The sequence below is a fragment of the Ornithinibacillus sp. 4-3 genome, assembly GCF_040958695.1.
Lineage (GTDB): Bacteria > Bacillota > Bacilli > Bacillales > Amphibacillaceae > CALAMD01.
In genome coordinates this window covers 458,898-472,348 of the sequence record NZ_CP162599.1, presented here as the reverse complement: position 1 = coordinate 472,348, position 13,451 = coordinate 458,898, and the positions used below count along the sequence as shown (strand labels likewise).

Here is a 13,451-nt window from a genome sequence, read left to right as displayed (position 1 = left end):
ATCTTGCAACAATCTCCGGCTATTCTTCTATAAAATTATTCTCCTTTAAAAATTGTATCATTCCATCCATTAGTCCATCTGCTACTGGTAGCGTAGGGTTAGAATAGGTTAAATAGTTATCCTGAATATCTTCCGTTGTATCCTTTAACACATGATTCATATTTTCTAAAATCAGTAGCTCTGTATCTGGTTTTGCTTCATGTAATATCTCAGCATCTGTAGCAGGCACCTGTATATCACGCTCTCCATTTACGAGCATTACTGGAATTGTTAATTTCTCCAATTCCTCAGTAGGATTAAGCTGCATCATAGAAATTAGAAATGGTTGAACAGATGGTCGGAATATCGCTTGCAGTTCTGGGGAAATTTCAGCAACTGCTTTTCCTTGCTTTAATTGTTGTAGAATCTCTTCACTTTCTTCTAGCAACCCCTCTGGCAATTGCGCTTGCAATTGCTCATATAACACCTCATCCATTCCTCTTCCTATTCCCGCCAATGAAATAAATACATCCACATCATTGCTTTGAGCTGTTACCATTCCTTCCAATGAACCTTGGCTATGTCCGATAATCCCTACACTTGTAAATCGTTCATCTTCTGTTAGTAATTCTACCCATGCCTGTGCGTCATCTGTAAATTGCGTGAAGTTAATATCCACTTCCTCGCCTACCGCTTCCTTATTTTTACCAGCGCCACGCTTATCATAACGTAGAGAAGCAATTCCTTCTGTTGCTAATTGCTCTGCTATCTGTTTTAGTCCATCATTATCTCCCATCGCCGTATTTCCATTACGGTCTGTAGGTCCAGACCCCGGAATAATAATCATTACTGGAAATGGTCCATCACCTTCTGGTAACTCTAGCTCTCCATTAAGTGTCCCAATAGCTGTTTCCACAGAAAGAAATTCTCCTTCTGTTTCTTCTCTTTCATATAAAGTAAAGGGAAATGTTTGTCCATTTTGTGTAAAATCACCTTTAAATTCTCCCTCTTCCACAGCTCCTTCTAAACTGAGGATACTGCCTTGTAAGTTAACTGTAATCGTCACTTTATCTTCTTCTATTTTTAATGTATCTACTGGAAGACTGTTAGCCCCCTCAATACCCTGCATCGGAATACTCATGTCTCCCTCATCTGCTCCATCTATTGTTAAAGCAATATGTAAAGGTTGACCAGGTAAATGAATGGCTCCTGTCCAATGACCTGATATATTCACTTCCTCTTCATCCTGATCTTCTGTTTCTTCTGAATTTTTATCACTACATCCAATTAACATAAATAAAAACATAACTACAAGCATTGCTTGTAAAAATCTCTTCATAATTGTCAACCTTCCTTTCTCCATTTTATTGTAACAATAATTGATTCTCTCTTTCAATGATGAGTCTTTTTCTTTAATTGATGTATAAAAAAATAAATTTAGTAAAAAATACTTTCGATTATAATGAAGGAGGAAAATAAATGAAACCATTAAATCAACAGAATAATATGCAACCTTCTAATCAAATGCCACCACAGATGAATCATGGTGGTCATGAACTGATGGATGCACAAGAAACTATTGGTGCAGTAATAGGCTGTATGGAACAATATGTGATGTATGAAGGCCATACACAGGATGCTGAACTATTAGCAATGAATCAACGCCATCGTCAATTTTTATCACAAATGTACAATACGATGGTTGATACACTCAAGACTGGACAAGATCCTATGACACCGACACAATCATATCAGATGGAACAAGCAAATGATATTACTTATGGTCTGCAAGCTTCTGCGCCAAAATCTCCAGCGCAATCTGTTAATAATATTAACGATGAATGTATATCTGGATTTATGATTGGTGGTCAAAAGGGAATTGCTTCTGCATTAACAGCATCAGCTTTAGAAGCAACTAACCCTGTTCTAAGACGCGTATTTGCTGATAGTATTCCTAATGTCATTGAAATGGCATATGAAATATTTCTTTATCAAAATAAAAATCAATATTATCAAGTCCCTCAATTATCGAATCAAGATATGCAAATATTAACAAATCAGTACGCTCCCGTTTCTAGCCCAACACAACATTAAAGAGACTTTTAACAGCGCTTAGATCTAATTCTAAGTGCTGTTTTTTGTCATAGCCTTCTCTTTCTTCGCATATTTTAATTGCGTAAATAGTTTATCCTTTTAAAAAATATTTATTTATAGTGTGTGTGTTCAAAAAGGGCGATAAAAAGGACCGTCATCGGTTAAATTCGCAACGTCACGAGAGCAACATCTGCACTAGTACATCCTGTACGTCGTAGCACATCGTATGCGTCGGAAGTTTAAGGCGACGTCATTTTTATGAACGGACTTTCGCACGATGTGGTGACTTCGACGTTCAACACAGGACGTGTTGGAACTTAGTCGAAGTTCCCCTATTCGCCGTGTCATTTTTGTTGAACTTTTTGAACATCCTCTTATGGATATATCCCCTAGTACACACTATTTCATATTTTCGCTTTACAATTTTTTTACGTCTTCTTTATAAATTATTGATTATATTATCGTTTTTTGTTAGTATTAAATTTTGGTAAGTGAGATAAAGGAATGCTTCGTTGAAAAAGAGGTGAAAGTTATGAAGAAATACGTTCAATCGAAAATGGGATTTTTTATAATTGCAGTAGTATTACTCTGGTTTAAATCCTATTTTATTTATGTTAACGAATTCGACTTAGGGATCCAAAATAAGCTTCAACAATTCCTTTTATTCTTTAATCCATTAAGCTCAGCATTAATCTTCTTAGGTATCGCATTATTTGCTAAAGGAAGAAGAGCGGGTATATGGATAATTCTGATTCAAATGTTTATGGGTGTTTTATTATACGCTAACCTTGTCTTTTATCGTTTTAATAACGACTTTATTACATTGCCAGTCCTTACACAAACAAGTAACTTTGGAAGTTTAGGCTCTAGTATTGCAGATCTAGTAAAATGGTCAGACATGCTTTACTTGATGGACATTGTTATTCTAATTGCTTTGTTCATTTGGAGTAGAAAAGATTGGTCTACTAGTAGAATGAAATTTAGAACTCCTGCTATTATATTGACTGCCGGCGCACTGGCATTTACTGTCAATTTACATTTAGCAGAAACAGATAGACCACAGCTATTAGAAAGAACTTTTGATCGTAATTACATTGTAAAATATTTAGGCGCATATAATTTTCAAATCTATGATGCTATTCAAAGTTTAAAATCATCCACACAGCGTGTACTTGCTGATAGTAGTGATGTAACAGTTGTTGAAAACTATACAAGAAGTAAATATGCAGCACCAGATGAAGAACTCTTTGGTATAGCAGAAGGGAAGAATGTTATTAAGATTCACTTAGAATCTTTCCAATCCTTCTTGCTTAATTATGAGCTTCACGGGGAAGAAGTAACACCTTTCTTAAATTCATTGATAAATGATAATAAAGACTTTACCTATTTTGAAAATTTCTTCCATCAAACCGAACAAGGAAAAACAGCTGATGCAGAACTTATTATGGATAACTCCTTATATGGGCTTCCACAAGGAGCTGCATTCGTAACAAGAAGTAAAAATACGTACCAAGCATTACCAGCAATCTTGAAACAAGAACAAGAATATACAAATGCAATTTTCCACGGAGACAGTAAATCATTCTGGAATCGTGATGAAATATACAAACAATTTGCGATTGATTTATTCTTTGATGATACGTATTACGATATGAGTGAAGAACAAGTTATTGGATATGGTTTAAAGGATAAACCATTCTTTGAGGAATCTATTCCATATTTAGAATCGTTACCTGAGCCGTTCTATGCACATCTTATGACATTGACACATCATCACCCATATTTACTCGATCCTGGTGACGCTACGATTGCACCTGCAGAAACAAATAGTAGTTCTGTAAATCGTTACTTCCAAACAGCTCGTTATATGGATGAAGCATTAGAAAAATTCTTTGAGGACTTAAAAGAATCAGGTTTATATGAGGATTCGGTTATTTTCTTATATGGAGATCATTACGGAATTTCCGAAAATCATAACGAAGCAATGAGTGAAATTATTGGTGAAGAAATTACACCATATAAATATGCACAATTACAAAGAGTTCCTTTCATTATTAAAGTTCCTGGTGTTGAAGGAATGGGAACTGTTTCTAAATTCTCTGGACAAACAGATGCTATGCCAACCTTGCTACATCTCTTAGGTATCAAAGCGCAAGATTATATTCTGTTCGGTACAGATATGTTCTCTGAAAATCATAAAGGCTATGTCCCTTTCCGTAATGGAGATTTTATCACCGAAGAATTTAGTTATATTAAGGATATATATTACGATACAGCTACAGGTGAGGAGCTAAAAGAAACTGCAGAAATGCAACAAGTCCGTGAAAAAGTCGAACACGAACTAAGTTTATCAGACAAAGTACTATTTGGTGACTTACTCAGATTCTATACCCCAACAGAAGATTGGGAACCAGTTGATACATCTGAGTACTTCTATCCTGCAAAATCTAAAGTAGATTTGTTAACAGATTAATATAATAACAGAACAGCTTCCAGGTTAGATAACCTCTAACCTGGAAGCTGTTTTTTCGTCATAGTAAAAGAAGTAGTTTTTGAGATAGTAGCCTTGTAAAAAAGTTAATTCACTTTCTAACCTTTGGATCAAGTGCATCTCGTAGACCATCACCAACAAAGTTAAACGATAATATCGTTATTAAGATCATGAATCCAGGAAATAATGGATACCACCATGCATTTAACATAATATTATAATCTTGTGCACTTTGAAGCATATTCCCCCAACTCGGGGTCGGCGGTTGGACACCAAGCCCTAAATAACTCAATGTTGATTCAGCAAGAATTACATAACCTATTTGCAATGTTGCAGAAACGATTACTGGTCCCATTGCATTTGGTAAAATATGACTAAAAATAATTTTCCATGTTCTAATTCCCATTGTTCTAGCAGCTAATACAAATTCCCGATTTCTTAATGATAAGAATTCGCCTCGTACCAACCTTGCTGTAGATGTCCAACTGAAAAGCGCAAATACAATAATCAATGTGTTTAAACTTGGTTGTAAAACAGCAATCAATGTAATGAGTAAGAAGATTTGTGGAAATGAAATAATAACATCTACAAATCGCATTAGTACCGAATCAAAAATCCCACCAAAATAACCTGCAATTGCTCCAATGACCGTGCCAATAATCATCATTCCAGCAACTGCTAGAAATCCAACCGACAGTGAAACTCTTGATCCATATAATAGTCTTGAAAACACATCTCTTCCTAAATCATCCGTTCCTAATAGATGTTCTTTACTAGGAGGAGATAATTGATTAAGTAAATCCTGTTTATCTGGATTATACTCTGTTATCCAAGGTACAATAATCGCTGATGCAATAATTAAAATAATAATTATTGCTCCAATTACAGCTAATTTATTTTTCAAGAATTTTTGTAAGGCAATTTTTCCTAATGAGTCAGTTTTATATTTCGCTTCCCCTTGCATAGCTATATCCGGCTGTGATAACGACAATTTTATCCCTCCTTAGTACTCAATTCTCGGATCAAACACGGCATATAATATATCAGCAATTAAATTCCCTATAACAACTAACGTTGCAGAAATCATTGTAATTGCCATGATTAATGTATAATCTCGTTGAAATGTTGCATCAATGAATAATAGCCCTATTCCTGGCCAACTAAAAATTTTCTCTGTTACAACAGCCCCTCCGATAAAAGAAGGGATCATTAAACCAATTATCGTAATAACAGGAATTAAACCATTTCGCAAGCCATGTTTATATACGACTTTGTTCTCTTTAAAACCTTTTGCTCTTGCTGTTCGAATATAATCTTGACTTAATACATCCATCATACTAGATCGTGTATACCTTGTAAGTGAAGCCATATCTGCAGTAGCAAGTACAAAAGCCGGTAATATTAAATGATGAATTCGATCCCAAATACTAAATGGAGCATTTAATGTAGCTACACCACCAGAAGGGAACCAACCTAACTGTACAGATAAGAAAATTAATAATACTAGTCCTAACCAGAAGTTAGGCGTAGCAATTCCTAAGAAAGAAAATGTTGTAATAGAGTAATCTCTTAGGGTATATGGCTTTCGCGCAGACCAAATTCCAATAGGGATTGCAATTAATATGGCAATAAGTGAAGAAACTCCCATTAACATTAAAGTGTTTGGTAATCGAGCTAAAATTAACTCACTAACAGGAATTCCTTGATTAATTAAGGACGTACCAAAATCACCTTGAATTACATTTCCAAACCATCGAATATACTGAATTGGAATTGGATCATTTAATCCATACTCTTCCATAAAACGTTCTTTATCTTCAGGAGTAACACCAACATCGTCCATCATTGTAGAAATTGGATCTCCAGGTGCTAAATGAATGATGCCAAACGAAACCATGGAAATACCAATTAATAATGGAATAGTTAATAAAACTCTCCTCATTATGTAGCTAATCATTGCCTTCTCTCCTGTTCAATATTTATGGGAAAAGGGTCGGACAAATACTAGGATTTGCCCAACCTCTTCTAATACTTTTGCTTTAGTCTTCTTTATACCATTTATAAATTTCAAAATAAGCTGTACCTGAGTGACTTAATACATTTTTAATTTGTTTGCTATAAAGCAAGTTCCTATTAGGGTAATATAAGAATGTGTATGGCTGATCTTCAGCTACAATCGCTTGTGATTCTTCAATGTATTGAACACGCTCATCAGGGTCCATAATGCTATCCCCTTTTTCCATTACTTCATCCAATTCTGGGTTAGAATATGATACTCGGTTAAATCCGCTTTCTATTTCTTCTGAGTGAAAATATGGAGATAAGCTTGGATCATCACGTAGTCCCCATCCCAGAATATATGCCTCAAAATTCTTATCATTCAATTCAGCACTTAACGCACTAAATTCAACAACTTTTGGTGTTACTTTAACACCAATTTCTCCCCATTGCTCTTGAGCAATAACCAATAATTTCTCACGAACCTTATTCCCTTGATTCGTCTTTAATTCAAATTCAAAATCCTGACCATCTTTATCTAAAACACCATCCCCATCTGAATCTGTCCATCCAGCTTCTTCTAATAATGCTTTTGCTTTTTCCGGGTCATATTCAAATTTAGGTACATCTTCATTATATGCCCAGCTAAATGGTAGTCCTGGAGAATCAGAAACAATGGCATTTCCGTCAAGCACATTTTCAACAATTGCTTCCCGATTTAAAGCATGTGTTAATGCCTGACGTACGCGTTTGTCTTCAAACAACGGATTTGTTAAATCATATCCAATATAGTTATAGTTTGTTGCTGGAACAACTAATAATTCTGCTTTCCCTTCATCAGCAAGCTTTTGAGCTACATTAAAATTTTCATCTGATACGTCAATAAAATCAATATCTCCTGCTTCAAATTGAGCCAGCATTGCGTTATCATCTGTCACAATTTTTGAAGTGATAGTATCAAAATTTGGACGACCATCAAAATAATCATCATTCGCTACTAAACGAACATGCTGTCCTTGCTTCCATTCATCAAACTTAAATGGACCTGTACCGATAGGGTTTTTCGTATTAAAATCTGCTGTTCCTAAATCTGCAACTGGAATATCGCCTAAAATATGTTCGGGTAAAACATTAAATGCTAATGCAATAGGTAAAAATTTTGCATCTGGTTCATTAAATGTAATTTCTACTGTATAATCATCAACTGCTTCAATTTTTTCAGCTGGGGCAAAGAAGGAGGTTCTAGGCCCTGTATAGTCTTCATGTTTAGGAATGTTGTATGTAAATTCTACGTCTTTTGCTGTAAATGGTTCACCATCATGCCATGTTACATCTTCTCTTAAATGAAAAACCCATTTCATTTCGTCTTCATTGTATTCCCAGCTTTCAGCTAAGGATGGTATTGGTTGTAAATTTTCATCAATTTTAATTAAGCTATCATAAATAAATTTCGCGATTGTGTTACTTGGAGAATCCGAAGCATAAAACTCGTTAAACATCGTTGGATTAGATGTTGAAGCAATTACTAAATCTCCACCTTGTTTTGTCTCACTATTCACTGCTGTTGATCCAGAGTTATTATCTGATGGCTGATTATTTTCTTCGTCTTTGTTTAATTTTGCATCTGGATCAGCAGAACAAGCCACCATTAATAATGAAAAAAGAAATAAAATCGCTACTAAAAGAACTTTAGTTTTTGACACTTATTACACCCCTCTTAAAAAATACTTTATAATTCCCTAATCAAAAACCACATTATGAAATGCCAATACCATCAACTGTAAGTATCCTATTCTTTTTGTGTTTAAAATATGTTTTTAAATTCTCTCTTCTTTAGCAAAGTCGACATTTTTAAACATTTTCTATTTCAAATCATTTACATTTCCTAAAAATTCCAACTAAACATTGACAAATTTTAATATTATATTAAGAATGCATATTGAATAAACATGTGAAAGGTATTAAATTACCGGACAACAAATTTGCCAAAAATACTAATAATACTGAATCATCATAATTGACTAGTGCATTTTTTCCATTTAAAATGATTCCAAAAGGGAGGAGTTCTTTTTATGTATAATGACAAAAGGCCAATTACAGCCTCTGATTTCACAAGATTAAATGTATATAGTGATCCACAATTTGCGCCAAACGGAGATAGCTATGTGTATGTATCAACTACTGTAAATGATAATAAAAAATATGAATCACATTTATTTTTGCAAAATTTAAATGAGGGTAGCTCAAAACAATGGACATTTCAGCATGGACGCGATAGCCATCCACGATTTTCACCCGATGGTTCGCAAATTGTTTTTCAATCTAATCGCAGTGGTGTATTACAAATTTGTTTATTATCTACTGCCGGCGGAGAAGCACAGCAAATAACTGCTTTTCAAAATGGTGCATCTAAACCTTGTTGGTCAAAAGATGGAAAATATATTATCTTTTCTGCCTCACTCGCTATGAATGATTCTGTAGAGGATCAATGTGAACTATCCAAAGAAGAACGTGAAAAATTAGCTGAAGAAAAAGCAAATAGTCCCCTAATTATTAATGACTTAAAATATAAATCTGATGCTAAAGGATTTCATGATGAGAAACGAGAGCAAATTATACTTTACAATGTCGAGCAAGCCACTTTCACAAAACTTACTTCGACAAATACAAATCATCAATTTCATGACATTTCACCAGATAGTAATTTAATTCTTTTTACCGCTAATTTAGATGAAGATGCCGACTATCAACAACAGCATTCACTGTACATATTAAATCGCTCAACGAATGAATTGAAGAAAGCTGTTTCATTGGATGGCATGTTTAGAAATGCTAAATTTTCTCCAAGTGGTAAATTTATTGCTTCCTACTATCACGATTATAGTTACGCTTCTGCCACTTTATCCGAACTTATAGTCATTAATGTACAAACTGGAGAAGTAGATACAGTAAGTAAGAATTGGGACGTACAACTTGGTAATAGTGTAATTGGGGATACTCGTTTAGGAGAATCTTATGATGGTCCTTCCTGGTCAGATGATGAGGAAACACTTTATTTCTTAGGTACACATCATGGTTCTGCAAATTTATATAGAACAAATTTAAAAGAAAAGAAAATGGAGACTCTTTATTCTAACAATAATCAAGTCTTTGGATTTTCCTACCATCCCCCTTCTAACCAATTTATTTTAGGCATTAGTGAGCCTACAAACCCGTGTAACTTTTATCACTTTGTCGAAGGAAAGGAATTAGCTAAATTAACAGATGAGAACAGCGAATGGTTAGATGAGATACATTTAAGTGAGCCAGAAACTATTTGGTTTACTGCAAAAGATGGATGGAAGATTCAAGGCTGGCTCCTTAAACCATTTGATTATAAAAAAGGAGAAAAATACCCCTTAGTATTAGAAATCCATGGCGGGCCACATGCGATGTATGGTCAATCTTATTTTCATGAAATGCAGTTATTAGCTGCAAAAGGTTATGTAGTTTTATACACAAACCCTCGAGGAAGTCATGGCTATGGCCAAAAGTTCGTTGATGCCGTTCGTACTGATTATGGTGGAAGTGATTATACCGATTTAATGTCAGCTGTTGACCATGTATTAGCACATTATGACTTTATTGATGAAAGTCGTCTCGGTGTTACTGGTGGTAGCTATGGAGGATTTATGACTAATTGGATTGTCGGGCATACAGACCGTTTTAAAGCCGCCGTTACACAACGCTCCATTAGTAATTGGTTAAGCTTCTATGGTGTTAGTGATATTGGACATTACTTTACAGAATGGGAATTAGGTGTACCACGCTTAGATGATCCATTAAAGTTATGGGACTTTTCACCAATTAAATACGCCAAAAATATAAATACGCCATTGCTTATCTTGCACGGCGAATTAGATTATCGTTGTCCTATTGAACAAGGAGAACAATTTTTCATTGCTTTAAAGCATTTGAAAAAAGAAGTTGAATTTATTCGTTTTCCAAACGCAAATCATGAGTTAAGTCGAAGCGGTGATCCTAGTTTAAGAATAGAACGTTTGCGTCATATCTGTCGGTGGTTTGAATTATATTTATAATCTAAGAAGAGGCTGGAACAGAAGGAAAAACTAAGCTTGAAATCCAAACAATATTTGAATGAAGCGAAGGATAGAGGTAGTTTGAGACGTCACGAGAGCAACACCTACCCTGACATACATCCTGTATCCCTCGAAGCGGTTATTTGCACAATTTATGTTTGGAATTTAGCTAAATTCTTTTGCTCTAGCCTCTTTGTTTTTGGGAATCTGTAATCCATGTACAGATTCTTTTGTTAAAATGCGAGGTTGCAGCAAATGTTTTCGGTGGGACGAGTAACCACAGTCCTAAGATGTCCGAGTTCTTAAAAGGTGATGATCCTTTTTACTAGACTTTTTGAACACCCACTTAAATAGCTTTATTTACCGTTGCTTGTAGAGCAACAGGAAGTTTTGATATTAAAAACCGAGAAGGAAGAAGAATGGTGCAAGGTGGAAATGATAAACATTTCACTTTATTGCAACGATTTGATGGATTCGGATATGAAAGGAGCAAGGAACTATCGCATTCCTCTCACATCTAAAGAAGTGAGAGGAATGCGACTTAGTTCTGTGATTATCATGCATCAAGATCTTTGGCCGCTTTTTGAAGAAATCCAGACAATGAGAAATAAATATTTTAACACAGAACTTTTTAAATCATCGATTCATACAAGGATAGTTCCTGATAAATGGAGTGTTGCAGAATCAATCTACCATTGTTATTTATTGCTGAAGCTGACACGGATTACCTCAGCCTATTATTTGCCAATAGCATGTTTTTATATGAAGTTCCGCCGGCCAAAAGTGAAACGGTATATAGATGATATGGAGAATATTTATCGTAAAAAGACAATGAAGGCGCCCTTTATTTTAAAACCAAAAATGAAGAAGGAATATACACTTAAGGAACTGAGGGATTTGCTGGAGGAAGAGACAGAAAAGATGAAAGCTTGTGTAAGTTCGCTTACAAAAGAGCAATGCTACTGGATAAGATATCCAGATCCAGTGCCTAAATATCCTAATGTTATGCAAGTAATGAAGCTTTTAAAGATTCATGAGGAGCATCATTATACGGTGGTGACGAAAAGAGAATGTCAATTCAGGGGATAAGAGTGAGGGGCATCTTTTTATTTACAAAAAAAGAAAGCGTCAATAATTCTAACGCTTTCTACTCATACCTTATAAAGAGACTGTTGAATTAAAATTTGGTGGTTCCATCCTCGGCGCTTGTTGACGATTATCAGCCAACCTTTGAATATGAGGAATAGAACTAATATCAATATTTCCTCCACTAACTATAACTCCACAATATCTTGATTTAATTTGATCCGTGTATGCAAACAATGCAGCTAAAGCTGCAGCTCCAGCACCTTCCATGAGTGTTTTATTTCGTTCCAACATATATAAAACAGAAGCTGCGATTTCCTCGTCTGTAACAGTTACGACTTCATCCACATACTCACGAATAACTTGCGAAGTTAGCTTACCAGGCTCTTTCACATCTATTCCTTCTGCAATTGTACGTGTTGGCACATAGTCTTTTGGTGTTTCGTTGTGATAGAGATTGTACATCGCTCTAGAATTTTGTGATTGTACACCAATGATACGAATATTCTTATTGACATGTTTTGCTGCTACAGCAATACCACTAATTAATCCACCGCCACCAATTGGCACAATAAATGTATCAATGCGATCTTCTTGTTTAAGCATTTCCATCGCAATGGTACCTTGACCTGCCATAATATCGTAATCATCAAATGGATGAACATATACAGCACCAGTTTGAAGCTGAGTCTTCATTGATGCTTCGTACGCTTCTTGGAAGGAAGCACCTGTTAGCACTACCTCTGCTCCATATGTTTTCGTTGCTTCTACTTTAGCTGTTGGTGTTTGCTCTGGCATGAAAATCGTTGCCTGCACACCAATTTTTGAAGCAGCATAAGCAACTCCTTGCGCATGGTTACCAGCAGAAGCTGTAATAACTCCTTTTTTCAACTGGTTTTTCGACAGCTGCATTAATTTAAATGTTGCTCCCCTAAATTTGAATGCACCTGTTTTCTGTTGGTTTTCCATTTTAAAATAGACGTGCTTTCCTACTATTTTATTCGTTGTTTCCGACGTGATTAGCGGTGTACGGTGAACGATGGGTTTGAGCTTCTCTACCGCTTGATATACTCTTTCACCTGTTAACTGATAATCCCCAATTGATCCACACTCCTTGGTTAATAACAAATTATTATTGTGCTGTTTTCTCATATTCCGTAATCTTATCTTCCTGTTTTAGCGTTAATGCAATTTCATCCCAGCCATTAAGAATATTCTGTTGATGGTATTCTGGGAAATCGAATGAAATTGTGTTCTTTCCATCTTCTACTGTTAACGTTTCTAAATTTACTTTCAGCTCAAGCTCACCTTTTTCAGCTTGCTCCATCCACTTACTTACTTGTTCTTCATCTACCTTAATTAAAATAATACCATTTTTCAGAGAATTATTGTAGAAAATATCTGCAAAACTTGGTGCGATAATTACTCTAAACCCATAATCTAATAATGACCACGGGGCATGTTCACGGGAAGAACCACATCCAAAGTTATCTCCAGATAGTAATATTGTTGCATTCTCATATTTAGGATTGTTCAATGGAAACTCAGGACGCTTATTCCCATCATCATCAAAACGCCAATGATAGAATAAAAATTGTCCGAATCCACTTCTTTCAATTCGTTTCAAAAATTGTTTCGGTATGATTTGGTCTGTATCAATATTTTCACGGTTTAATGGACATACAAGCCCAACATGTTCTTTAATTGCTTCCATCTAAGCCACC

10 protein-coding genes are annotated in these 13,451 nt (G+C 35.2%); 4 read left to right on the top strand and 6 right to left on the bottom strand.

Going from position 1 to position 13,451, the window contains the following annotated elements:
• Positions 1-19: 19 nt before the first annotated feature.
• A complete protein-coding gene (locus AB4Y30_RS02375) occupies positions 20-1,318 on the bottom strand; it encodes an alpha/beta hydrolase family protein (protein ID WP_368653915.1) in 1,299 nt (432 codons plus the stop codon).
• Positions 1,319-1,458: 140 nt separating this feature from the next.
• Between AB4Y30_RS02375 and AB4Y30_RS02370 the strand changes: the two genes are divergently transcribed.
• Positions 1,459-2,073, top strand: a complete 615-nt coding sequence (locus AB4Y30_RS02370; RefSeq protein ID WP_368653914.1) for a spore coat protein — start codon at positions 1,459-1,461, stop codon at positions 2,071-2,073.
• Positions 2,074-2,605: 532 nt separating this feature from the next.
• On the top strand, positions 2,606-4,546 hold the full coding sequence (locus tag AB4Y30_RS02365) for an LTA synthase family protein (RefSeq protein WP_368653913.1): 1,941 nt from the start codon (positions 2,606-2,608) through the stop codon (positions 4,544-4,546).
• A gap of 109 nt (positions 4,547-4,655) precedes the next feature.
• Here the strand turns inward: AB4Y30_RS02365 and opp4C are convergent, their stop codons facing one another.
• The 3 genes from opp4C to AB4Y30_RS02350 all read right to left on the bottom strand — a co-directional run bounded on the left by opp4C (position 4,656) and on the right by AB4Y30_RS02350 (position 8,265).
• A complete protein-coding gene (gene opp4C / locus AB4Y30_RS02360) occupies positions 4,656-5,528 on the bottom strand; it encodes an oligopeptide ABC transporter permease (RefSeq protein ID WP_368655153.1) in 873 nt (290 codons plus the stop codon).
• Positions 5,529-5,567: 39 nt separating this feature from the next.
• On the bottom strand, positions 5,568-6,521 hold the full coding sequence (locus tag AB4Y30_RS02355; protein WP_368653912.1) for an ABC transporter permease: 954 nt from the start codon (positions 6,519-6,521) through the stop codon (positions 5,568-5,570).
• Positions 6,522-6,603: 82 nt separating this feature from the next.
• On the bottom strand, positions 6,604-8,265 hold the full coding sequence (locus AB4Y30_RS02350; RefSeq protein ID WP_368653911.1) for a peptide-binding protein: 1,662 nt from the start codon (positions 8,263-8,265) through the stop codon (positions 6,604-6,606).
• A 369-nt stretch (positions 8,266-8,634) separates the two neighbouring features.
• Here AB4Y30_RS02350 and AB4Y30_RS02345 point away from each other — a divergent pair, with 369 nt between their 5' ends.
• Together AB4Y30_RS02345 and AB4Y30_RS02340 are read left to right on the top strand one after the other, a co-directional pair.
• Positions 8,635-10,641 (top strand): prolyl oligopeptidase family serine peptidase, encoded by a 2,007-nt coding sequence (locus AB4Y30_RS02345; RefSeq protein ID WP_368653910.1) that lies wholly within the window; start codon positions 8,635-8,637, stop codon positions 10,639-10,641.
• A 366-nt stretch (positions 10,642-11,007) separates the two neighbouring features.
• Positions 11,008-11,730, top strand: coding sequence for a DinB family protein (locus AB4Y30_RS02340; protein ID WP_368653909.1), 723 nt, complete (start codon positions 11,008-11,010; stop codon positions 11,728-11,730).
• Positions 11,731-11,799: 69 nt separating this feature from the next.
• Here the strand turns inward: AB4Y30_RS02340 and ilvA are convergent, their stop codons facing one another.
• Together ilvA and leuD are read right to left on the bottom strand one after the other, a co-directional pair.
• Positions 11,800-12,879, bottom strand: a complete 1,080-nt coding sequence (gene ilvA, locus AB4Y30_RS02335) for a threonine ammonia-lyase (RefSeq protein WP_368653908.1) — start codon at positions 12,877-12,879, stop codon at positions 11,800-11,802.
• On the bottom strand, positions 12,860-13,441 hold the full coding sequence (leuD, locus tag AB4Y30_RS02330; RefSeq protein ID WP_368653907.1) for a 3-isopropylmalate dehydratase small subunit: 582 nt from the start codon (positions 13,439-13,441) through the stop codon (positions 12,860-12,862). The genes ilvA and leuD overlap by 20 nt, the downstream gene beginning before the upstream one ends.
• Positions 13,442-13,451 lie beyond the last annotated feature (10 nt).